The sequence below is a fragment of the Stenotrophomonas maltophilia genome, from assembly GCF_003970865.1.
In the GTDB taxonomy this organism is placed as follows: Bacteria; Pseudomonadota; Gammaproteobacteria; order Xanthomonadales; family Xanthomonadaceae; genus Stenotrophomonas; species Stenotrophomonas maltophilia_AR.
In genome coordinates this window covers 1-23,093 of the sequence record NZ_RXLZ01000008.1, presented here as the reverse complement: position 1 = coordinate 23,093, position 23,093 = coordinate 1, and the positions used below count along the sequence as shown (strand labels likewise).

Annotated in this window: 19 protein-coding genes; 4 read left to right on the top strand and 15 right to left on the bottom strand. The window is 67.0% G+C overall.

All coding sequences use genetic code 11. The annotated features are described in order from the left end of the window. Positions 1–25: 25 nt before the first annotated feature. Genes EKL94_RS04115 through EKL94_RS04105 form a run of 3 tightly spaced genes read right to left on the bottom strand, consistent with a single transcriptional unit; the run spans position 26 to position 4,658 of the window. Positions 26–1,465 (bottom strand): efflux transporter outer membrane subunit, encoded by a 1,440-nt coding sequence (locus tag EKL94_RS04115; RefSeq protein WP_126928098.1) that lies wholly within the window; start codon positions 1,463–1,465, stop codon positions 26–28. Beyond that, positions 1,462–3,420 carry a MacB family efflux pump subunit gene (locus EKL94_RS04110; protein WP_126928097.1) on the bottom strand — a complete coding sequence of 653 codons (1,959 nt, stop codon included), beginning with the start codon at positions 3,418–3,420 and terminating at the stop codon, positions 1,462–1,464. Before EKL94_RS04110 ends, EKL94_RS04115 begins: the two co-directional genes overlap by 4 nt. Beyond that, positions 3,417–4,658, bottom strand: a complete 1,242-nt coding sequence (locus tag EKL94_RS04105; protein WP_126928096.1) for an efflux RND transporter periplasmic adaptor subunit — start codon at positions 4,656–4,658, stop codon at positions 3,417–3,419. The genes EKL94_RS04110 and EKL94_RS04105 overlap by 4 nt, the downstream gene beginning before the upstream one ends. 204 nt (positions 4,659–4,862) lie before the next feature. On the opposite strand from EKL94_RS04105, the gene EKL94_RS04100 reads away from it, so the two are divergent. From EKL94_RS04100 to EKL94_RS04090, 3 genes are all read left to right on the top strand, one after another. Beyond that, entirely contained in the window at positions 4,863–5,591 is a 729-nt protein-coding gene (locus EKL94_RS04100) for a response regulator (protein WP_005408779.1), read from the top strand. A gap of 6 nt (positions 5,592–5,597) precedes the next feature. Then, positions 5,598–7,007 carry an ATP-binding protein gene (locus EKL94_RS04095; RefSeq protein ID WP_126928095.1) on the top strand — a complete coding sequence of 470 codons (1,410 nt, stop codon included), beginning with the start codon at positions 5,598–5,600 and terminating at the stop codon, positions 7,005–7,007. 177 nt (positions 7,008–7,184) lie between these two features. After that, complete coding sequence (locus EKL94_RS04090; protein WP_126928094.1) at positions 7,185–10,211, top strand: ligand-binding sensor domain-containing diguanylate cyclase; 3,027 nt, start codon at positions 7,185–7,187, stop codon at positions 10,209–10,211. A 334-nt stretch (positions 10,212–10,545) separates the two neighbouring features. Here the strand turns inward: EKL94_RS04090 and rnt are convergent, their stop codons facing one another. The 11 genes from rnt to pstS (EKL94_RS04035) form a co-directional block, all read right to left on the bottom strand. Beyond that, positions 10,546–11,196 carry a ribonuclease T gene (gene rnt / locus EKL94_RS04085; RefSeq protein ID WP_014036542.1) on the bottom strand — a complete coding sequence of 217 codons (651 nt, stop codon included), beginning with the start codon at positions 11,194–11,196 and terminating at the stop codon, positions 10,546–10,548. Positions 11,197–11,365: 169 nt separating this feature from the next. Next, positions 11,366–11,887: an HvfX family Cu-binding RiPP maturation protein gene (locus tag EKL94_RS04080; protein WP_121503829.1), complete on the bottom strand. Its 522-nt coding sequence runs from the start codon at positions 11,885–11,887 to the stop codon at positions 11,366–11,368. 26 nt (positions 11,888–11,913) lie between these two features. Then, positions 11,914–12,669: an HvfC family RiPP maturation protein gene (locus EKL94_RS04075; RefSeq protein ID WP_126928093.1), complete on the bottom strand. Its 756-nt coding sequence runs from the start codon at positions 12,667–12,669 to the stop codon at positions 11,914–11,916. After that, a complete protein-coding gene (locus EKL94_RS04070; protein WP_126928092.1) occupies positions 12,662–13,537 on the bottom strand; it encodes an HvfB family MNIO-type RiPP peptide maturase in 876 nt (291 codons plus the stop codon). Before EKL94_RS04070 ends, EKL94_RS04075 begins: the two co-directional genes overlap by 8 nt. Continuing rightward, positions 13,524–13,880, bottom strand: coding sequence for a hypothetical protein (locus EKL94_RS04065; protein ID WP_123958374.1), 357 nt, complete (start codon positions 13,878–13,880; stop codon positions 13,524–13,526). Before EKL94_RS04065 ends, EKL94_RS04070 begins: the two co-directional genes overlap by 14 nt. A gap of 259 nt (positions 13,881–14,139) precedes the next feature. Continuing rightward, positions 14,140–14,847, bottom strand: coding sequence for a phosphate signaling complex protein PhoU (phoU, locus tag EKL94_RS04060; protein ID WP_014036547.1), 708 nt, complete (start codon positions 14,845–14,847; stop codon positions 14,140–14,142). Positions 14,848–14,912: 65 nt separating this feature from the next. Beyond that, on the bottom strand, positions 14,913–15,743 hold the full coding sequence (gene pstB, locus EKL94_RS04055; RefSeq protein WP_126928091.1) for a phosphate ABC transporter ATP-binding protein PstB: 831 nt from the start codon (positions 15,741–15,743) through the stop codon (positions 14,913–14,915). A 19-nt stretch (positions 15,744–15,762) separates the two neighbouring features. Further along, a complete protein-coding gene (gene pstA / locus EKL94_RS04050; protein ID WP_057498349.1) occupies positions 15,763–16,626 on the bottom strand; it encodes a phosphate ABC transporter permease PstA in 864 nt (287 codons plus the stop codon). After that, the gene (gene pstC / locus EKL94_RS04045) at positions 16,626–17,594 is read right to left on the bottom strand and encodes a phosphate ABC transporter permease subunit PstC (protein WP_126928090.1); all 969 of its coding nucleotides are present in this window, start codon (positions 17,592–17,594) and stop codon (positions 16,626–16,628) included. Before pstC ends, pstA begins: the two co-directional genes overlap by 1 nt. Positions 17,595–17,676: 82 nt before the next feature. Then, the gene (gene pstS, locus EKL94_RS04040; protein ID WP_057501775.1) at positions 17,677–18,765 is read right to left on the bottom strand and encodes a phosphate ABC transporter substrate-binding protein PstS; all 1,089 of its coding nucleotides are present in this window, start codon (positions 18,763–18,765) and stop codon (positions 17,677–17,679) included. Between the two features lie 582 nt (positions 18,766–19,347). Then, a complete protein-coding gene (pstS, locus tag EKL94_RS04035; RefSeq protein WP_014646540.1) occupies positions 19,348–20,364 on the bottom strand; it encodes a phosphate ABC transporter substrate-binding protein PstS in 1,017 nt (338 codons plus the stop codon). A gap of 552 nt (positions 20,365–20,916) precedes the next feature. On the opposite strand from pstS (EKL94_RS04035), the gene EKL94_RS04030 reads away from it, so the two are divergent. Further along, complete coding sequence (locus EKL94_RS04030) at positions 20,917–22,149, top strand: porin (RefSeq protein ID WP_054171361.1); 1,233 nt, start codon at positions 20,917–20,919, stop codon at positions 22,147–22,149. Positions 22,150–22,230: 81 nt separating this feature from the next. On the opposite strand, the gene nth is transcribed toward EKL94_RS04030, so the two are convergent. Beyond that, positions 22,231–22,923 (bottom strand): endonuclease III, encoded by a 693-nt coding sequence (gene nth / locus EKL94_RS04025; RefSeq protein WP_032127899.1) that lies wholly within the window; start codon positions 22,921–22,923, stop codon positions 22,231–22,233. Between the last annotated feature and the right edge of the window lie 170 nt (positions 22,924–23,093).

Genomic DNA, 23,093 nt, shown 5'->3' with positions numbered 1-23,093 from the left:
AACCTGGGTTGGCGCTCTTGCCGCCTCACCCCGCGCTGCCGCCCAGTGCCTTGAACAGGGTGACGTCGTTGTTCAGCTGGCCCTGGCGCACGCGCGCCAGCGACAGCTCGGCATCACGCCGGGTCTGCTGCGCTTCCAGCCAGGTGCGCAGGTCGGTGGCACCCACGCGGTAGCGCACTTCCTGCGCGCGCTCCACTTCGACCGCTTCGTCATACGAAGCCTGCGAGGCCGCCACCTGGCGCGCCAGCTGCTCGCGTGCGGACAGCGCGTTGTCCACTTCCGAGAGTGCGGTGTACAGCGTCTTGCGGAAATTGGTCGCGGCGATCTGGTAGCCGGTGCCGGCAATGTCGGTATCCAGCTGCGCGCGCTGCAGGTTGAGGAACGGCAATGACAGGCCCGCACCCAAGGTGGCCACCGGATTGCGCAGCACATCGCCCAGCGACGTTGCACTGGAGCCGAGGCTGCCGGTCAGGCTCAACGCCGGGTAGTACTGGGTGGCCGTGACCTTGATGGTCTTCAGGCTGTTGCGCAGGCGCAGTTCGGCCGCGCGCAGGTCGGGACGGCGGCCGAGCAGGTCGGTCGGCAGGCCTTCGTTGATCCCGGGGCTGCGTGCGGCCAGCAGGTCCTGCGGTTCGTCCTGCTGGGGCCAGGGCGTGCCGTCCAGCAGCACGGTCAGTGCATTGCGCACCTCCACCCGCTGCTGCTCCAGTGCGCTCTGCGAGGAGCGCTGCGACTGCAGGTTCTGCAGTGCCTGGCGTACTTCCAGGCGCGATACCGCACCGGCGTCGAAGCGGGCCTGGACCAGTTCGCGGGTACGTTCCAGCCGCTCCAGGTTGGCCTGGCCGGTGGCGATGGACTGGTTGAGATAAGCCAGGTTCCAGTACTGGGTGATGGTGTCGCCGATCACCAGCAGTGCGGTGTTCTGCCGGTCTTCCTCGCTGGCCTCGGCTTCCCAGCGGGCGATGTCGCGCTGGGTCCGCAGGCGGCCCCACAGATCGACCTCCCAGCCCAGCGAGACGCCGGTGGAATAGCTGCGGCGCCAGTCGTCAGCCTGGTCGGTGGCGCGGCTGGCGCTGCCACTGACCCCGGAGGACGAAGGCTGCGGCCACAGCGCGTTGCTGGCCAGGCCGGCCTGCAGGCGCGAACGCTGCACGGCCAGGCCGGCGGCGGCCAGATCGCTGTTGGCGGCCAGCGCCTGCGCCACCAGGCGGTCCAGGCGCTCATCGCCGAAGCCGGTCCACCAGGTGTCCTGGCGGATGTCGCGGCCCGGTGTATCCAGGCTGCTGCGCGGGTCGTCGGCCGCTGCGTTGAGGGTGGCATCGCCACGCCCGTAGCTGGCCGCCACGTCGGGGGCCTGCACCGGGTAGCGGCCCACTGAGGCACAGCCAGAGAGGGCGAGCAGAACAGCGCCCACCAGCAGCAGGCGCGAGGGAGCAGGGAAGGGCAGTCGGGTCATCATCTTCATTCGCGGGCCAGGGCCTCCACCGGGTCGAGCTGCGCGGCATTGCGCGCGGGCAGGAAGCCGAACGCCACGCCGATCAGGGTCGAGCAGGCGAAGGCGGCAACGATCGAGGCGGTGGAGAACAGCACCTGGAAGTCGCTGGCGAAGCGGCCGATCATCGAGCCCAGCAGCAGGGCCAGGCCGATGCCGAGCAGGCCACCGAGCAGGCACACCAGCACCGCTTCGATCAGGAACTGCTGGCGGATATCACTCTGCCGTGCACCCACGGCCATGCGCACCCCGATCTCGCGGGTACGCTCGGTGACCGACACCAGCATGATGTTCATCACGCCGATGCCGCCGACCAGCAGCGCGATGGCGGCGATGGCGCCGATCAGCAGGGTCATCGTGCGCGTGGTCTGCTCGATGGTCTGGCGGATCTCGGCGCTGTTGCTGAGGAAGAAATCCTCGGTGCCATGGCGCATCGTCAGCAGGCGGGTGATCGCTTCCTGAGCCGCATCCATCGGCGTGTCGTCGTCCACGCGCACGGTGATGCTGGAGACGTGGCTCTGGCCGAGCATGCGCGACATCACCGTGGTGTACGGCACCCACACGCTGAGGCTGGTGCTGCCGCCGAAGCCGAAACTCTGGCGCTTGGCCACGCCGACCACGCGCGCCGGCACGTTGCCGAGCAGGATCACCTGGCCGACCGGGTCGACATCGGGGAAGAACTGGGTCTGGGTGTTCTCGTCGATCACCGCCACCTGGCCCAGGCCCTTCACCGCGTCGGTATCGAAGAAGCTGCCGCTGAGCAGGGTTACGCCCTTGACCCGGAAGAACTGTTCACCGACGCCGCTGACCTGGGCGGTGGAGGACTGGTTGCGGTAGCGGGCGGTGACCGAGGTCGACACGCTGGGGGTGGCGCTGTCCACGTAGCTCTGCTTTGCCAGTGCATCGGCATCGCTGGCCTTGAGCGTCTGCACCCGCGCCGAGCGCATGTCGCCGAAACCGCGGCCGGGATAGACGTCGATGGTGTTGGTGCCGAGCGCGCTGATGTTCTGCAGGATCTGCTGCTGCGAGCCGTTGCCCAGCGCCACCACCGAGACCACCGAGGCGATGCCGATGATGATGCCGAGCATGGTCAGGAAGGTGCGCAGCCGATGTGCGTTCATCGCCAGCAGGGCCATGCGGAACGCTTCGGTGAAGCGGTCGCGCGCCGCCCGCCAGCTGTTGCCGCGGGCCACGCCGGTGCTGGCCTCGCGCTGCGCGCGGTAGGTCGGTGCGTTCGGGTTGGTGCGGTCGGCGATGATCTCGCCATCGCGGATTTCGATGATGCGCTGCGCGTGTTCGGCCACGCTCATGTCGTGGGTGACGATGATGATGGTGTGGCCTTCGGCGTGCAGCTCGCCGAGGATCGCCATCACTTCCTCGCCGGATTTCGTGTCGAGCGCGCCGGTCGGTTCGTCGGCCAGGATCACCTCGCCGCCGTTCATCAGGGCACGTGCGATCGACACGCGCTGCTGCTGGCCGCCGGACAGCTGGCCCGGCTTGTGATGCATGCGGTCGCTCAGGCCCAGCCGCTGCAGCAGCTGCTCGGCACGGGCGTTACGCACTGCGCCCGGGCTGCCGGCATACACCGCCGGTACTTCCACGTTGCCGCGCGCATCCAGGTCGCCCAGCAGGTGGTAGCGCTGGAAGATGAAGCCGAAATGCTCGCGGCGCAGTTCGGCCAGCTCGTCCGGTTCCATCTTCCCGGTTTCGCGGCCAGCCACCTGGTAGCTGCCACGGGTGGGGCGATCGAGGCAGCCGAGGATGTTCATCAGCGTCGACTTGCCCGAGCCGGACTGGCCGACGATGGCCACCATCTCACCGGCGTGGATGTCGAGGTTGACGTCGCGCAACACGGCGATCACATCGTCGCCGGCCGGGAATTCGCGTCGCAGGTCGCGCAGGCGCAGCAGCGGCGCCGTCGTGCTCATCGGCGCCCCATGCCCGGGCCGCCGACCCGCATCTGCATGCCGCCGCGGTTGCCGCCGCCGGCGCTGGCACCGGCCGCACCAGCTTCGCCCACCACCACGCGCTCGCCTTCCTTCAACCCGGACAGGATCTCGGCCGAGGCGCCGTTGTTGATGCCCACGGTGACCTTGCGCGGCTGCGGCTGGCCATTGCCGTCCAGCACCCGCACCATGCGCTCGTCGCCACGGCGCTTCGGTCCCAGTGCCACCGCCGGCACCATCAGCGCGCCCTTTGCCTGCTTGAGCAGCACCGAGACCTGCGCGGTCATGTCGATGCGCAGCGTGCCGTCCGGGTTCTCCACGTCGAACAGCGCGTTGTAATAGACCGCGCTGCTGGAGCTGGAACTGGAGGAGCTGCTGGAGCTGGACGAATTCTCGTTGGCGATCGAGGCCGGCGCCGGATTGATCTGGCGCAGCGTGGCGTGGTACTTGCGGTCCGGGTCACCCAGGGTGGTGAAGTACACCGGCATGCCGGCCTTGATCTTGACCACGTCGGCCTCGGAGATCTCGGCATTGACCGTGACCACGTCCAGCCGCGCCAGCATGACGATGGTCGGCGCGGTCTGGTTGGCGTTCACGGTGCGGCCTTCCTCGGCCACCACCGCCACCACGGTGCCGTCCATCGGCGCGGTGATGCGGGTGTAGGCCAGGTTGGCGCGGGCGGTGCCCAGCTCGGTTTCGCGGCCCTTGATCTGCGCCTCGTAGGACTGCAGCTGGGCGCGGGCGGTCTTCAGCTGCGCCTCGGCGGCATCGTATTCCTGGCGCGAGGTGGCCTCGGCGGCCAGCATCTGCTGCTGGCGCGCGAACTCCAGTTCGGCCTGGCGCAGGGTGGCCTGCTGCACGGCGCGCTGGGCGGTGACCTGGTCCAGCGAGGCCTGCGCGTTGAGCACCTGGTTCTGCTGGGTGGTGGCATCGATCTCGGCAATCAGGTCGCCTTCCTTCACGGTGTCGCCCAGCTGTACCTTCAGCGACTTGATCTGGCCCGAGGCCTGGGCGCCGACGCTGACCAGCTTGTAGGCGTCGATCACGCCGGTGGCCTCCACCGTCTGCTCGATGTCACCACGGCTGACGGGCGTGGTCGCCACCGCCGGGGCGGTGGGCTTGCGCAGCAGCCACCAGGCGGCTGCGGCGACGGCAAGGGCAAGCAGGGCGATCAGTATCAGGCGACCCCGGCGGGTCGCGGGCAGCAGGCGGAACGTCACGTCGTGGCTTCACTCTCGGGGCCGCAGGGGCGGCGTTGGTGGGCATTGTGAAGACCGGGCGATGGGCGGCTCAATCCTCGGGGTATGTCTCTATGTAACACTGTCGGTGAATACGCGTAACCACAGGTATCCCACCCATGGGTGGATACACTGGTACGCATTGCCCCGGATGCGGTTCAGCTGCCGACACGGGATGATCGCGACATGGAGACTGAAAACACGATGCATCGACTGCTGATCGTCGACGACGACAACGACATCCGCACCCTGCTGGCCGAACAGCTTGGCCGCGCCGGCTACCAGGTGAGCACGGCCGCCGATGGCACCGCCATGCGCCAGTTGCTGGACCGCGAGCACGTGGACCTGATCGTGCTCGACCTCAACCTGCCGCGCGAGGATGGCCTGACCCTGTGCCGCGACCTGCGCGCGCGCTCGAACACGCCGGTGATCATGCTGACCGCGCGTGCCGAGCCGATCGACCGCGTGCTGGGCCTGGAAATGGGCGCTGACGACTACCTGGCCAAGCCGTTCGAACCGCGCGAGCTGCTGGCGCGCATCCGCAATGTATTGCGCCGGACCGAGGCGCTGCCAGCCAACCTGGAGCCGCTGGCGGTGCGCCGTGCGCGCTTCTCGCGCTGGGTGTTCGATCTGGAACATCGCCACCTGGTGGACCCGGACGACCGCGTGGTGGTGCTGTCCGGCGCCGAGTTCCGCCTGCTGCGGGTGTTCATCGCCCATGCCAACAAGGTGCTGTCGCGCGAGCAGCTGGTCGCGCTCAGCAGCGGCCGCAACTACGAGGCACAGGACCGCGCCATCGATCTGCAGGTCAGCCGGCTGCGCAACAAGCTGGGCGACGATGGTGGCCCGGACGGACTGATCAAGACCGTCCGCAACGAAGGCTATGTACTGGCCTCCTCGGTGAACCTGGAATAAGCCACGATGAAGCGCCTGCGCCATTTCCTGTCCTCGATGGTCGGGCGGTTGTTCGTGATCCTGCTGCTGGGCATGAGCGTGGCCGCGATCGGCGCGACCATGCTGGCCACCTCCAAGCGCCAGCAGGAGTTCGAGCGGCAGAACCTGAACCGCATCGCCGACCGCCTGCAGGGCTACGTCAACCTGCTCGACGGCAATCCCGAACTGCGTGAGCGCCTGCTCGAAATCGGTGGGCCGAGCGTCCGCGCGCTGCAACCGGGTGCGCGCCTGGGGCGGGCCGATACCGCGTTGATGGAAGTGCTCGATGACCGGCCCGGCCCGGTCGCACGCGCGCATGTGCACTTCGCTTCGTTCCGCTCCTGCATTCCCAAGCTGCAGGATCTGCTGCCGCCGCCGCCGCCCGGGCATCGCAAGCGCCCGCGCGAGCGTGATCCGGCGTTCATCCCGCCCAAGTGCCGTGCGGTCGACGTGACCCTCAACGACGGCACGTTGCTGAAGCTGGCGCTGGATTCGCCGGCAGTGGCGCACAACGGCATCCTCGCCGTTGACCCGTGGTTCCTGACCCTGCTGGTGCTGGCGATCGCGGTGCTGGCCTACATCGTCGCGCGCATCGCCAGCGCCCCGTTGCAGGAGCTGGCCGCCGCCGCCGAAGACCTGGGCGATGACCTGCAGCGCGATCCCCTGCCGCTGCGCGGCCCGCGTGAAGTGCAGCGTGCCGCCGAAGCCTTCAACGCCATGCAGCACCGCCTGCAGCGGCACCTGGCCGAGCGCACGCAGATGCTGGCGGCGATCACCCATGACCTGCAGACCCCGCTGACCCGCCTGCGCCTGCGCCTGGAGAACGTCAGCGACGAGGTGCTGCGCGAGCGCCTGATTGGCGATCTGGCCGCGATGCAGGCATTGGTGCGCGAAGGCCTGGAGCTGGCGCGCAGTGCCGAGAGCGCCGAGCAGCGTGCCGCACTGGACCTGGATTCGCTGCTGGAAAGCATCGTTGAGGACACGGCCGAGGGTGGCGGTGATGTCGTCTTCGAAGGTGGCAGCGGAGCGGTGTTGATGCTGCGTCCGCTGGCCATGCACCGCCTGTTTTCCAACCTGGTGGACAACGCGGTGATGTATGCCTACCGGGTGCGGGTACGGGTCGAGCGCAGTGGCGGTGCGATCACTGTAGTGGTGGCCGACGACGGCCCCGGCCTGGCCGAGGATCAGCTGGAAGCCGTGTTCGACCCGTTCGTGCGGGTGGAGACCTCGCGTTCGCGCGAAACCGGCGGCGCCGGGCTGGGCTTGACCATCGCCCGCGCCCTGGCCGAGAAGGATGGGGCGCGGCTGTGGCTGCGCAACCGCGCCGAAGGTGGGCTGGAGGCCGTGGTGCAGTGGCCGGCCAGTGCACAGGTGACGCCGCCGGGGCGCGCGGGCTGAGCCTTCGCGGTTGCCGATGGTGACGCCGTGGGCCGGGTTTGGCCTATCATCTGCGCATCTTCCCAGTTCCCCCCCGATGAACCAGCCCGTTCCCGCCGGCATGCCATTCCGCGCTGCCCGGCAGTTCCCGCATGCTGCCAGGCCCGGCAGCCCTGCCTGGCCGCCGCCGCTGCACTGATGGCCGGACAGGGGGACATCGGGCGCTGGGCGGAGCGCTGCGGATCAGGTATCGGTCGATGGCTGCGGCAGGGCCTGCTGTGGCTGCTGCTGGCCCTCGCACTGCCGGTGGCAGCGCAGGAGGGGGCACCGCCACTGCGCGACTACGCCATCGATGTATGGACGTCGCGCAACGGCCTGCCACACAACTCGCTGCGCGATATCGCGCAGACCCCCGAAGGCCACCTGTGGTTCGCCACCTGGGAAGGCCTGGTGCGATACAACGGCCTCGATTTCACCGTGTTCGACCGCAGCACCCGCCCGGGGCTGCGCGACAACGGCATCGGCGCGCTGTTCGTCGACCGCCAGGGCGGATTGTGGATCAGTGATTCGCGCGGCAACGTCAGCCACCGCGGCAACGACGGCCAGTGGCGTGTCTGGGAGCACCAGGCCGATACCCCGCAGGTACTGATCCAGTCCATGCAGATGGACAGCCAGGGCCGCCTGTGGCTGCTGTATGAAGGCAAGGGCATCGGCTATCTGGCGCCGGACACCGGCATCGTCTACCAGGCCCCGGCCGCCGATCTGCCGATGGCGATGAGCTTCACCAAGCTGGTGGTCGATGCGCAGGACCGGGTCTGGGCCGGCACGCTGGACGGGCTGGTGCTGCGCGACAACGACGGCGTGCTCAAGCGGGCACCCGCGGCGTGGGGACTGGGTGCCGGCAGCGGCCTGTCGTGGCCGTACCGCGCTCCGGACGGCGCGCTGTGGATCGTCGCCGGCGAGCGCCTGTACCGGGTGGACGATGATCAGCTGGTGCTGATGCACCGCCTGCCGGGGCAGCTGCACCTGACCTCGATGCTGCAGGACCGCCACGGTGACCTGTGGCTGGGCACCGAGAACCAGGGCCTGCTGCGGATCTCCGCACATGGCCTGGAGCGGCTGCCGGCGGGCCTGAACCTGCCGGGGGGACGCGTGGTCAGCCTGCGCGAGGATGCCGAGGGCAGCATCTGGGTCGGCGCCAACGGTGGCCTGTACCGCCTGCGCGAAACGCTGTTCAGCAGCTACACCGAGCGCGATGGCCTCAGTGGCGACTATGTGCGCACCGTGTTCGAGGACCGCGACCGCCAGCTGTGGGTCGGCAGTGCCAGCGGCCTCGACCTGCAGACCGCCGATGGCCGCTTCCGCGCGATGCCGCTGCACAATCGCGGCGGCAAGGCACCTTCGGTGCTCAGCCTGGCACAGGGCCCGGACGGTGACCTGTGGGTTGGAACGTTCGGCGATGGCGTCTACCGTCTTGGCCGCGACGGCCGGCTGCGGCACAACTATGCCGCCGCCGATGGCATGCCGGGCGGCAACATCCGCGCGATCAGCGTGGACCCGCAGGGCGTGGTCTGGGCCGGTACGCAGAAGGGCGTCGTCCGCATCGATGGCGACCGCGTGCAGGTATCAAAGATGGTGGGCATGCCCAGTGGCCTGATCACCGCGCTCGAGCACGATCATCAGGGCAACCTGTGGATCGGCACCATCGAGGGAATCCGCGTACTGCGTGGCGACCACGTGCAATCGATCGACCTCGCGCCGCTGGGCGGCGGCCGCAGTGTGTTCGGCTTCCACCAGCTGGGCGACGCGATGTGGATCAGCAGCGACCGCGGCCTGTACCGCTGGCGGAACGGCACGCTGGCGCGGGTGGGGCTGGAGCAGGGCATGCCGGTGGATGCGGTGTTCCAACTGGTGCCGGATCGCCTTGGCAATGTGTGGATCAGCAGCAATCGCGGTGTGCTGCGCACCGACATGGCCACCCTCAACGCGGTGGCCGATGGCCGCGCACCGCGGGTGGTGGTGGAGCGCTACAACGAGATCGACGGCATGGCCAACGCGCAGGCCAACGGCAGCTCCGGGCCATCGGCGATCCTGCGCCAGGACGGCACGTTCTGGGTGGTCACCGCCGGAGGCCTCAGCACCGTCGATCCGCAACGCCTGCAGCGTTTCCGCGAGCGTCTTTCACCACCGGCAGCGATTGAAAGCGTGCAGGTGGATGGCGCACCGGTGCATTGGGAAGGCCCGGACCGCAACTACATTCCCGGCGGCCGCCGCTTGACGGTGAGCTATGTCGGCCTGAGCTACCTGATGTCCGACCGGATCCGCTACCGCACGCGGCTGGACGGCCTGGATGCGGGGTGGGTCGAACGCGGCCCGCAGCGCAGCGTGGAGTTCGTCGGCCTGCCGCCGGGCGACTACACCCTGCACGTGGCCGCTGCCCATCCGAGTGGCAGCTGGGGCCAGCAGGAAGCGGTATGGAGCTTCACCGTGGAGCCGTTCTGGTGGCAGCGGCGCAGCGTGCAGGTGCTGGGTGGGCTGTTGCTGCTGGCCGGGCTGGTGGCGCTTTACCGGCTGCTGCTGCAGCAGCTGAAGGCCAGCAACCTGCGCCTGGCACGGCGGGTGGATGAAGCCACCTTTGACCTGCAGGCCAAGACCGTGCATCTGCAGGCGCTGAACCAGGAAAAGACCGAACTGGCCGAGCGCCTGGCACGCCAGGCCGAGGCCTTCGAACGGCAGGCCCGCGAGGATGCGCTGACCGGCCTGGCCAACCGCCGTGCCTTCGATGAAACCCTGGCCCGCGACTTCGCGCGTTCGCAGCGCAGTGGTCATCCGCTGTGCCTGGTGGTGCTGGACATCGACCACTTCAAGGACGTCAACGACCGCCACAGCCACAGCATCGGTGATGCCGTGCTGGTGCAGGTGGCGCGGTTGATCGCCGCCGCCAGCCGCGATTCGGACCTGCCGGCGCGGACCGGTGGCGAAGAGTTCGCGCTGCTGCTCAACGACACCCGCCTGGAGGAAGCCGCACAGTTGTGCGCGCGCCTGCGTGGCCTGTTCCATGACCACCCCGACTGGGCCGGTGTGGACGGCCTGCGTGTGACCTTCAGTGCGGGGCTGGTGGAGCTGGATGCCGACGACCGCACCCCGGCGCTGCTGTACCAGCGTGCCGACCGCGCGCTGTACCGCGCCAAGAGCGACGGCCGCGACCGCACGAGCATCGGTTGATCGCATCCACGCATGGCGTGGATCTACTGGAGTGCCGTACCAACCGGCGGTGCCGACCAATGGTCGGCACCCACCAAAGAAGTGACCCACCACAGAGGTCGTCGGCAGCCCCCAACAAGCGCAGCGACCCGCTGTTGCTCCTGCTTTTCTGATCTTTCCGTGGCGCCCAGCAACGTGTCCGTGGCCGGACGGGTGGGCTGCGCAGAGGCGTGAGCCGCATGGATGCGGCGACCGAGCTTACATGGACGTACTTGCAGCGTCCCCTGCGCAGTCCACCCGTCCGGCCCAACTGATGATTCGCTTCACGCCACGAGGGGCTCCGCCGTTGGCCGCTTCACCGCGGCCAGGCGTTGGCGATGGTGCAGAACAGCCGCGCGGTCTGCTCGGTGTCATACACCGCGCTGTGCGCCTCGTTGGCATCCCAGCCCAGCCCGGCGGCGGTGGCCGCACGCGCCAGCACGGTCTGCCCGTAGGCGATGCCGGCCAGGGTCACTGTGTCGAACACGCTGAACGGATGGAACGGATTGCGCTTGTGACCGGTACGTGCCACCGCCGCATTGACGAAACCGAGATCGAAATGGGCGTTGTGGCCGACCAGGATCGCGCGCTGGCAGCCGTACTTCTTCATCGCCGCGCGTACCGGGGTGAAGATGTGATCCAGTGCGGCCTTTTCTTCCTTGGCCAGCCGGAACGGGTGGTCGAGGATGATGCCGGTCACTTCCAGCGACTTCGGGTCGATCTCCAGGCCTTCGGCCGGCACCACGTGGGCGCTGGCGGTCTGGCCGGGGTAGAGCAGGCCGTTCTCGTCCATCTCGATCGGCACGGCGGCGATTTCCAGCAGCGCATTGCGCTGGCTGTCGAAGCCGCCGGTTTCCACATCCACCACCACCGGCAGGAAGCCGCGGAAGCGTTGTGACATCGCGCGCTGCGCCTGGGGTACTGCGGAATCGGGAGCGGCGGCAGGTGCGGGGGTGGGGTCAGTCATGCGTGAATTCTAGCAGAGCGACCCTGAGCGCCCGGCCAGCCTGTGGCGCACGGGTTCCCTGTGCAGGAGCGTGTCGACCAAGGTCGACACCCACCGGCGCACCGCATGCTCAGGATTCCGGTAGGTGCCAACCTTGGTTGGCACACGACGCGCCGACCAAGGTCGGCATCTACCGGACTGCTGGCCGCGCAGGCGTGGCCGAGGGAGACCATCGCGCCAACCATGCATCCACGCTCAGCCTGCCGGCGCCGGTGAAGATCAGCGGCAGCAGCATCGCCATGAACAGCACCGGCAGCTTGAAGTTGCCGAAGCCCTGGTCAGTGATCGCATAGCCCATGGCGAGGTCGGCCAGCGAGTTCCACTCCATCGGCCAATGCACCGCATAGGTGGCCACAACGGTCAGCACCAGCAGGCTGGCTGCGGCAAACCGGGTGCCGAAGCCAACCAGCAGGCAGGCCGCGCCGATCAGTTCGAACCAGGTGGCGAGCTGCCAGTTCAGGGTGGCCGGCAGCTGGTCGAACGGGAAGGGGAAGGCGTCCTGCAGGTCGGCGAACCAGTTCTGGCCGTGCAGTTTCTCGCGGCCGGATTCGAAGTATTCCCAGGCCAGCAGCAGGCGCAGGCCGAGCGGGGCCAACCAGGGGGCGAGACGGTCCAGCTGGCCGCGCGCGGCGGCCAGGGTCGGGAGGTTCATCGGTGGTTCTCCGGGGGAAGGGGGCGTCAGCCGGGGACTGCGAGCGGGCCGATCACGCCGGCCTGCAGGAACTGCTGCAGAAGCGCAGCACCGGGTCCGGCCAGCGTGTCCTCGGCCAGGCCGTGCGCAGCAGCCAGTTGCTGCAGGTAGGCATGACCATCGAGGCCGGGGTGTTCGCCGATGCTGGACAGCAGGTACACCGCCAGCGGGCTGAGTACGGCAAAGCGCACCTCGCCATCGGCCTCGCGGCGTACCAGCAGGCCGGTCGGTTCGGGCGGCGGTTGTGACGGTGCGTCCTCGGCACCGAGCCGGTGCACCGGCCACTGGTACAGCAGCGGCCATGCCAGCGGCGAGCGCTGCAGCGGCACCCGCAGCGGGTCGATGTCACCGGGCGCCGGCAGCGGCTCGGCTGGAAGCTGGTACAGCGCGGTTTCCACCCACTCGTAATGAGCAAGTTCGGCCAACGCCGGGTGCGGCAGCTGTGGCTGCGCCTGCAGCCACTGCACGAATTCGGCGGCCAGTTCGGTGAACAGCGGCGTCTGGCAGCGATGGGTCGCGAAGTATTGGCGCACCAATCCGCTCCAGGCCGGTTCGCCGAGCAGGCGCACGCAGACCGGGAAGCCGTTGCTCAACAGGCCGAGCAGGTTGTTGAACAGCAGTCGTTGGTATACCGCGACCCGGCGTGGTTCCAGCCCGGCCGGTGGCGGCACGCCCTGCGGATCGCGCAGATGGGCAGTGAATGCGTGCTGCTGCGCGCGCAGCGTGTCGGGAGCATCAGCCATGTGCGCCCCCGGCGTGCGTCGCCTGCAGGCGGCGGATGGTCTGCAGCTCGCCCTGCAGTTCGGCGTAGGGTGGGAAGTTGAAATCGCGCTCGAGCAGGGTGGGGCGTGGGCCGATGCGCGCGTAGGTACGCGCCAGCAGCTCCCAGACCGGGTCGATCACCGCGCTGCCATGGGTGTCGATCTTCAGGTCCGGCGCCTCGTCCAGGTGCCCGGCGACGTGCAGGCAGACGATGCGCTCTGCGGGCAGCCCGGCAATGAAGGTGTCGGCGTCGTAGCCATGATTGCAGGCGTTGACGTAGACGTTGTTGACGTCCAGCAGCAGGTCGCAGTCGGCCTCGGCGAGCACGGCATTGGTGAAGGCCAGTTCGTCCATCGCTGGTTCCGGTGCCAGGTAGTAGGACACGTTTTCCACCGCGATGCGACGACCGAGCAGGTCCTGCACGCGGGCGATGCGCGCGGCGGTATGGCGCACCGCTTCGTCGGTGAACGGAATCGGCAGCAGGTCGTACAGGTGTCCGTCGTCGCTGCAGTAGCTCAGGTGCTCGCTGTACAGCGGCACACGGTGCTTTTCCAGGAACTGGCCGACCTGTTCCAGCAGCTGCGTATCCAGTGGCGCGCTGCCGCCCAGCGACAACGACAGGCCGTGGCAGCTCAACGGATGGCGCTGCGCCAGTTCGGCCAGTGCATCCCCAGTGGGACCGCCGACGTGGATCCAGTTCTCCGGCGCACATTCGAGGAAATCGAAGTCGCCCGCCGGTGCATCGCGCAGATCCCGCAGCAGCGCCCTGCGCAGCCCCAACCCGGCGGCCGCCGCATGAAGCGGCGACCGCAGGTGGACGGCGCTGGCGCGGACGTCAGTGCTTGGCACCGCACTTGCCTTCGCCGCACTTGCCCTCGGCCGACTTCTTGTCGCCGGACGTGGCCTTGGCGCCTGCCGCAGCACCGGCGGCCTTGCCCTTGTCGGCGCCGCACTTGCCTTCGGCACTCTTGCCGTCGGCACCACATTTGCCTTCGGCGTGCTTGGTCGCGTCGGCGGCCATCTTGGTATCTGCTGCCTTGGCATCGGTGCTGGCCTTGGCCGCCTGGCCGGCCACCAGATAGCCTTGGGCCAGGTCGCTCATGCTCAGCGCCGAGGCACTGGCGGTCATGCCCAGGCCGGCGGCCAGGGCGGTAGCAGTCAGCAGGGACAGGGTCTTGTTGGAACTGCTCATCGGTGGTGCTCCTGGGTGGTGTGGGCGGGTGCCCGGGTGGCCGGCAGGGGTGCCGGTGGAATCGATGGTGCAGCGATCCTACTCAACGAATCCTCGCCAAGACCTCAAATTTTCGTGAGGTTTGTTACAGAAGCATCCGGAAGGTTCGCACCGGGCAAGCCCGGCGCCCACAACGCGGGTGGAACACCCCAAAAAAAGAAGGCCGCTGTCACCAGGACGGCGGCCACCTTGGAGTCAACTCCGGTGTTGCAGTGCAGCGTCAGGGCTGGCCGGTGCTGGAGGTCTCGTCGCGCTTTTCACGCGGCGGCAGCGGCTGCTCGCCGTGCACCAGGAACCACACGTTCTCGGCGATGTTGGTGGCGTGGTCACCCACGCGCTCCAGGTTCTTGGCCATGAACAGCAGGTGGGTGCACGGGGTGATGTTGCGCGGGTCTTCCATCATGTAGGTCAGCAGCTCGCGGAACAGCGCGGTGTACTGCGCGTCCAGGCGGGCATCGTCCTCGCGCAGTTCCAGCGCGGCATCGGCGTCGTTGTCGCGGTAGGCGGCAATGGCACGGCGCACCTGCTGCGCAGCCAGGCGGCCCAGCGCACGCAGGCCCTGGATCTGCGGCAGCGGCGGCACCTTGCCCAGCGCGATCGAACGCTTGGCGACGTTGGCCGCATAGTCGCCGATGCGTTCGATGTCGGCCGGGATGCGCAGGCCCGCCAGGATCTCGCGCAGGTCGCGCGCCATCGGGCCACGCAGCGCCAGGCGCATCACGTCGTGGCTGATCTGCTGCTCAAGCGCATCGATCGCTTCGTCGTTGGCGATGATGCGATGGGCGGCGTTCTCGTCGCGCTTCTCGATCACGTCCATCGCCGCTTCGAGCTGAGCGACGGCCATCTCGCCCATGCGCACGATTTCGGCCACCAGGCGCTGCTGCTCTTCGTCGTAGCTCTTGACGATGTGGTCGTTGGGAAGGTTCATGGTCTGCAATCCGGGTAGAGCCAGGCCATGCCTGGCTGGAACATGTGGCGAAGGAACAGCGTCGATCAGCCGAAGCGACCGGTGATGTAATCCTCGGTCTGCCGCTGCGACGGCTGCGAGAAGATCACTTCGGTGCGGTCGTGCTCGATCAGGTCGCCCAGGTACATGAAGGCGGTGTAGTCGGACACGCGCGCGGCCTGCTGCATGTTGTGGGTGACGATCACGATCGTGTACTCGTTCTTGAGCTCTTCCACCAGCTGCTCGATGCGGCTGGTCGAGATCGGATCCAGCGCCGAGGTCGGCTCGTCCAGCAGCAGCACCGACGGGCGCAGGGCCACGGCACGGGCGATGCACAGACGCTGCTGCTGGCCACCGGACAGGCCCAGGGCGCTCTGCCCCAGCTTGTCCTTCACTTCGTCCCACAGTGCGCCCTGGCGCAGTGCCTGCTCGACGCGGTCAGCCATGTCGGCCTTGCTCAGCTTCTCGTGGTGGCGGATGCCGTAGGCCACGTTCTCGAAGATGGTCATCGGGAACGGTACCGGCTTCTGGAAGACCATGCCGACCTTGCTGCGCAGGCGGTTCATCGGGTACTTCGGCGACAGGATGTTCTCGCCGTCCAGCAGCACTTCGCCGCGCGCTTCCAGCTTCGGGTACAGCGCGTAGATGCGGTTGAAGATGCGCAGCAGCGTGGACTTGCCGCAACCGGAGGGACCGATCAGCGCGGTCACGCGCTTTTCCGGAATCTCCAGGTTGATGCCCTTCAGGGCGTGGAACTTGTCGTAGTAGAAGTCCAGTCCACGCGCAGCCAGCTTTACCGGCGACGGCGTGTGCAGGCTCTCGTGCGAGGACGGCACGGCGATGCGCTGCATCGGCACGGCGTTGGAAAGGTCATTCATGGCGTTATCCACGGAAAGGTCAGTCATGGGAGATACGGTTGCGCAGCAGGATGCCGCGGGCGGCAAGGCTGACCAGCAACACGAAGACAGTCAGCACCAGGGCACCGGCCCAGGCCAGCACCTGCCAGGATTCATACGGGCTGCCGGCGAACTGGTTCATCACCACCGGCACCGAGGCCATCGGCTGGAAGATGTTGTTGTTCCAGTACTGGTTGCCGAAGGCGGTGAACAGCAGCGGCGCGGTCTCGCCGGAAATGCGGGCCAGGGCCAGCAGGATGCCGGTGATGATGCCGGCCGAGGCACTGCGGTACAGCACCTGCACGATCACCTTCCACTGCGGGATGCCCAGCGACAGGGCTGCTTCGCGCATCTGCGAGGGCACCAGGCGCAGCATCTCGTCGGTGGTGCGCACCACCACCGGCAGCACGATGAAGGCCAGCGACAGGGCACCGGCGAACGCCGAGAAGTTGCCGCCGGTCTGCATCACGTACAGGGTGTAGACGAACAGGCCAAGCACGATCGACGGCGCCGACAGCAGGATGTCGTTGACGAAGCGGACCACGGTGCCGGCCTTGCGGGCGTTGCCGTACTCGGCCAGCCAGGTGCCGGCCAGCACGCCCAGCGGAGTGCCGATGCCAATCGCCAGCGCACACATCACGGCACTGCCGAAGAAGGCGTTGGCGAGGCCGCCTTCCTGCATCGGCGGCGGCGTCATCTTGGTGAACAGATCCCAGTTGATGCCGGCCAGGCCCTTGGAGGCCAGGGTGAACAGGATCCAGCCCAGGAAGAACAGGCCGAACAGGGCGGTGGCGCAGGAGGCGGCGATCGCAACGACATTGCCGATGCGACGGCGCAGGTACAGCGAATCAGCGGTGGTGGACATCAGTTGCCCTCCTTGCGGGACAGACGCATCAGCATCAGGCGGGCGATGGCCAGCACCACGAAGGTGACGATGAAGAGGACGAAGCCGAGCAGCAGCAGGGCCGAGCGGTAGGTTTCAGTGGCTTCGCCGAAATCGTTGGCGATCAGCGCGGCGATGGTGGTGCCCGGTTCCAGCAGCGACGGCGACAGGCGCACGCTGTTGCCGATCACGAAGGCCACCGCCATCGTCTCGCCCAGGGCGCGGCCGAGGCCGAGGAAGATGCCGCCGATCACCGCCGAGCGGGTGTAGGGCAGGACGATGTCCCAGCTCACTTCCCACTTTGTGGAGCCCAGCGCGTAAGCCGATTCCTTCAGGCGGGTCGGCACGGTCAGGAACACCTCGCGCATCACCGAGGAGATGAACGGAATGACCATGATGGCGAGCACGAAACCGGCGGTGAGCATGCCGATACCCAGCGGCGGGCCCTGGAACAGCGGGCCGATGATCGGCATCTCGCCCAGCGTTTCGTTGAGGAACGGGGTGACGTACTCGGTCATCACCGGCACCAGCACGAACAGGCCCCACATGCCGTAGATGATCGAGGGGATGCCGGCCAGCAGTTCGATGGCGGTACCGACCGGGCCGCGCAGCCAGCGCGGCGCGACTTCGGTGAGGAAGAAGGCGATGCCGAAGCTGACCGGCACGGCGATGACCATCGCGATGAGCGCGGTGACCAGGGTGCCGTAGATCGGGGCGAGCGCGCCGAACTTGTTTTCGACCGGATTCCAGTCGGCGGAGAAGAAGAAGCTCAGGCCCTGCATCTGCAGGGCATGACGGCCGCCCCACAGCATCGACAGTGCGGCGCAGGCCAGGGCGATCAGGACGAAGATGACGGTGCCGACCAGCACCCATCGGAACAGTTTGTCGTTGCGGGCATCACGCGTATCACGCGTGGACGGGGCGGCTACAGGCTGGGCGATGGCATTCATGGGGACGGCAGGGCCAGGAAGGGGCGGGGCGGCACGGCGTGGAAGAGGCGGTGCCCGCGCGGGGCGGGCACCGTCGTGACCATCACTTCAGGTCGGTCGCCCAGTAGGCCTCGATCTGCTTGACCAGTTCGGCCGGCAGCGGCACGTAGTGCAGCTCGTTGGCCTGGGCCTGGCCGTTCTCGAAGGCCCACTTGAAGAAGGCCAGGGTGTCCTGGTTGCGCTTGGCGTCCTTCGGCTGCTTCTGCATCAGCATGAAGTTGGTGGCGGTGATCGGCCATGCCTGCTCGCCCGGAGCGTTGGTGATGACCAGGTTGAAGTCCTTGGCGCTGGCCCAGTCGGCGCTGGCGGCTGCAGCGGCGAAGGTTTCCGCGCTCGGCTCGACCCAGTTGCCGGCCGCGTTCTGCATGGCGGTGTACGGCATGCCGTTCTGCAGCGCATAGGCCAGTTCAACGTAGCCGATGGAGCCCTTGATCTGCTTCACGTAGGAAGCAACGCCTTCATTGCCCTTGCCACCGACGCCGTCCGGCCACTGCACCGAGGTGCCTTCGCCGACCTTGCTCTTCCACTCCGGGCTGACCTTGGACAGGTAGTTGGAGAAGTTGAAGGTGGTGCCCGAACCGTCCGAACGGTGGACCAGGGTGATCTTGCCTTCCGGCAGCTTCACGCCCGGGTTGGCGGCGACGATGGCCGGGTCGTTCCAGGTCTTGACCTTGCCCAGGAAGATGTCGGCCAGCAGGGCGCCGCTCAGGCGCAGCTTGCCGGCTTCCAGGCCTTCGATGTTGACCACCGGCACCACGCCGCCGATGGCGGACGGGAACTGCGCCAGGCCGGCCTGGGCCAGCTCTTCGCTGCTCAGCGGCTTGTCGGAGGAACCGAAGTCGACGGTGCCGGCCTTGATCTGGGCGATACCGCCGCCCGAGCCGATCGACTGGTAGTTGATCTTGGCGCCGGTGCTGGCGTTGTAGTCAGCCGACCACTTGGAGACCAGCGGGAAGATGAAGGACGCGCCGGCACCGGACACTTCGGCGGTCACCTTGGCACCGGCAGCGGCCGGAGCGGCGGCACCGTCGGCAGCCGGCTGCTGCGCTGCCTGCTTGTCGCCACCGCAGGCCGACAGGCCCAGGGCGATGGCCAGGGAAAGGGCGGCAAGGCCGGCCGAGTGCAGTTTCATGGTCACTCCATAGCGGGGTAGAGCCGACGGCGTCGGCGGATGCGGCTATGAAATGATGTTTTTGTTACAGCCGTATTACGACCATGACAGAGGTGTCCTGGATCACGTTCTGACAAGGGTTTCACGGGGTTGGCTGCGATCCGGGAGACCCCCGGGGACCCCGGATCTGCGCACCGATATGACGGCCGGGGAAGGTAAAGCCGAACCCACGCTCGGCTCCGCCCGAGGCCGGGCCAGAATCAGCCGAGCATAGGCTCGGCTCTACAAGCGCTCTTGCTTTGCTCCTGCTCCTGCCTTCCATGACCCCACCGCGCCTGCGATGAACTGTCTAGAGGCGGTGGGCCAGGGCGTGCAGGACCGTCCACGGCATGGATGCCGTGGCCGAGCCCCCAAGGAGGGGTTTACGGCGTGTCCTGCACGCCCTGGCCAACCGACTCACCCACGGATCAGCGAAGGCGCAAACGCTCTTCACGATCACCCCCCAAAAACAAGAAGAGCGCGAGATCTCGAGGATCTCGCGCCCGGGGTGGGATCGGCGGGGGAGAGAGGACCCGCCGATCCCGTTCCTGCGGGGGAACGCGCTTACTTCAGGTTCTGCGACCAGTAGGTCTCGATCTGGCGGACCAGGCTGTCCGGCAGCGGCACGTAGTCCAGCTGGCGGGCCTGGGCGTCGCCGCTCTTGTAGACCCAGCGGAAGAACTCCTGGGTGGCCTTGCCGTTGGCAGCGTTCTTCGGCTTCTTGTGCACCAGGATGAAGTTGGTGGCGGTGATCGGCCAGGACTCGGCGCCCGGGGCGTTGGTCATCACCAGGTAGAAGTCCTTGGCGCTGGCCCAGTCGGCGCTGGCAGCGGCGGCGGCGAACGAGGCGTCGCTCGGCTGCACGAAGCGGCCGGCGGCATTCTTCATCGCGGTGTACGACAGCTTGTTCTGCAGCGCGTAGGACAGTTCGACGTAGCCGATGCCGCCCTTGATCTGCTTCACGTAGGCAGCAACGCCTTCGTTGCCCTTGCCGCCGATGCCGGCCGGCCACTGGACCGAGGTGCCTTCACCAACCGAGCTCTTCCACTCCGGGCTGACCTTGGACAGGTAGTTGACGAAGTTGAAGGTGGTGCCCGAGCCATCCGAACGGTGCACGACGGTGATCTTGGCGCTCGGCAGGGTCACGCCCGGGTTCAGCGCGGCGATGGCCGGGTCGTTCCAGGTCTTGATCTTGCCCAGGAAGATATTGGCCAGCACGGTGCCGTCCAGCTTCAGTGCGCCCGGGGCGATGCCGGCCACGTTGACCACCGGCACCACGCCGCCGATCACCGACGGGAACTGAGCCAGGCCCGAAGCCGCCAGTTCTTCCGGCTTCAGCGGGGCGTCGGAGGAACCGAAATCAACGGTCTTGGCCTTGATCTGCGCAATGCCGCCGCCGGAACCGATCGACTGGTAGTTGACCTTGTTGCTGGTGGCGGCGTTGTAGTCGGCCGACCACTTCGACATCACCGGGTAGATGAACGAGGCGCCCGCGCCGGTGATTTCAGCGGCGTTGGCGGCGAACACGGACGACGCTGCGAAGACGGCAACGGCAACGCGCGACTTGAAGGCGTGGATCACGGGGTGGCTCCTGGGTTGATTGGGATGCGGGGTTACCCGCCCGGCGCACATTCCATAACGGTTCGATGACAGCGCAGGGACCGTTGTATGACGCAACCGTTACAGCGCTGCCCGGCGCCCGCACAGCAAGGGCGTGAAGGTTCTGCGTGCTGCGCGCAACGTGATGACCAATGCGCCGGAGACGGACGTAAGTCGGTTGCGATCACGTTCTATATGTCGCTGAGGACCTGCCCGCTGTGGTCGTCAATGCCGTCCCGGCCCGGCATTCCGCAGTGATGCCGCGTCATCCACACGAAACCATCGATGCAGGTGAGGGCTGTGCGGCGGCCGGCCCGGGTCGAGACGCTGATCCGTGACGCCATATGCCGCAAGGGATCGACAAGCATGTGGCTATAAATGAGTCGTACGCATGACCGCACGAAGAAATCTGTGGTTGGTGCTCAATCTGTCATTCGGTTGTCATGGTTTTAACGGAACGTTCGCAAAACGCTTGACCGGCCTGCCGGCGTGGCGTTCTGCCCAAGCCATTCCAACCCTCTGGAGAAATCCAAAATGCGTTCCCATTTGCTCGCCGCCGCGGTCGTTGCAAGCCTCGGTCTGGTTTCCGCCGACGCCTTCGCAGCCCCCGCCAGCTCGGGCGTGTCCCAGGCACAGTTGCAGCAGCTGCAGGCACAGATCGCTGCGCTGCAGGCCCAGGTCCAGCAGTTGCAGAACGATTCGCAGGCGCTGCAGGCACAGTCCGATGCGCAGTCCGAAGTGAACATCACCCAGGCCCAGGCCCTGGAAGGTGCACAGAAGACCCAGACCAGCGTCGACAAGCTGGCCAAGCTGGTCAATGACAACAAGATCGGCGGTCGCATGTTCTTCGACCTGACCAACATCGACAAGACCAGCAACGGCAAGGACACCGCCGCCAGCGGCACCGGCCTGGACGTCAAGCGCTTCTACCTGACCGTCGACCACAAGTTCAACGACATCTGGTCGGCGAACCTGACCACCGACTTCCAGTACAGCTCGGCCATCGGCAACACCGAACTGTTCGTCAAGAAGGCCTACGTGCAGGGCAGCTTCGACCCGGCCTTCAACCTGCGCGTCGGTGCTGCCGACATGCCGTGGATTCCGTACGTCGAGAAGTTCTACGGCATGCGCTATGTCGAGAACACCCTGACCGACCGCCTGAAGTACGGCAACTCGTCCGACTGGGGCCTGCATGGCTTCGGCAACCTGGGCAACAACTTCAACTACGCGGTCTCGGTCGTGTCCGGCGCTGGTTACAAGAACCCGACCCGCAGCAAGGGCATGGACGTGGAAGGCCGCGCGGCCTATACCCCGAACGAGAACTTCGTGGTTGCTGTCGGTGGCTACAGCGGCAAGCTGGGCAAGGAAACCGACATCCAGAGCGCCGAGAACACCTATACCCGCGCCAATGCGATGGTGGCCTACGCCAGCAGCGACTTCCGCGTCGGTGGCGAGTACTTCCAGGCCAAGAACCTCAACAACGTGATGACCGTTGCCACCGACAAGACCAGCGGCTGGTCGGTGTGGGGCAGCGTGCGCGTCACCGACGGCGGCATCAACGTGTTCGGTCGTTACGATGACACTGACGTCAGCAAGACGCTGGACCCGACCCTGAGCGACAAGTACTGGAACGTCGGCGTCGAGTTCCCGGTCATGAAGAACCTCAAGCTGTCGACCGTGTACAAGTACACGCACCTGGCCAACGCCAGCGACAAGAAGAACGACAAGACCAAGGAATTCGGCGTCTGGGGCGACCTGTCGTTCTGATGTCCTGAAGTACCCTTGCCTACAAGCAAAGACGGCGGGCCTTGTGCCCGCCGTCTTTGTTTTGTCACACCACCAACGCGGTCACGCCTCGGCCGTGGTCTTTTCCTTGAACCGGCACAGGTCGGCGATCACGCAGCCCGGGCAATCCGGCTTGCGCGCCTTGCACACATAACGCCCGTGCAGGATCAGCCAGTGATGCGCGTCGAGCAGGAACTCGGCCGGAATCACCTTCACCAGTTTGTCTTCCACTTCGCGCACGTTCTTGCCTGGCGCCAGGCCGGTGCGGTTGGAGACGCGGAAGATGTGCGTGTCCACCGCCATCACCGGCTCACCAAATGCAGTGTTGAGCACCACATTGGCGGTCTTGCGGCCCACGCCCGGCAACGCTTCCAGTTCATCGCGATCACGCGGCACTTCACCGCCATGCTTCTCCAGCAGGATCGCGCAGGTGGCGATCACGTTCTTGGCCTTGGCGTTGAACAGGCCGATGGTGGCGATGTACTGCTTCAGCCCATCCTCGCCAAGCGCGAGGATCTTCGCCGGGGTATTGGCGACCGGGAACAAGCGGCGCGTGGCCTTGTTGACGCCGACGTCGGTGGCCTGCGCCGACAGCGCGACCGCCACCAGCAGCTCGAACGGCGAGCTGTACTCCAGTTCGGTCTTGGGGTGCGGATTGAGTTCACGCAGGCGGGTGAACATTTCCACCACGTCGGCGCGCGGCATGCTGCCACCGCGTCGCGCCGGCGCGCGCGGGGTCTTCTTCGCAGTGGCCATTACTGCTCCTTGCCAGCGGCGCGGGCCTTGGCCCGGGCCGCGGGCAAGAGGCCGACATTGCCCAGTCCCTTTACCACATTCCCGACGCCACTGACAGGACCCCCATCCCGTAGACGCATGCGTTCTTGAAAAAAAAAAAAAAAAAAATACAACTCCCCCCAATAATTCAG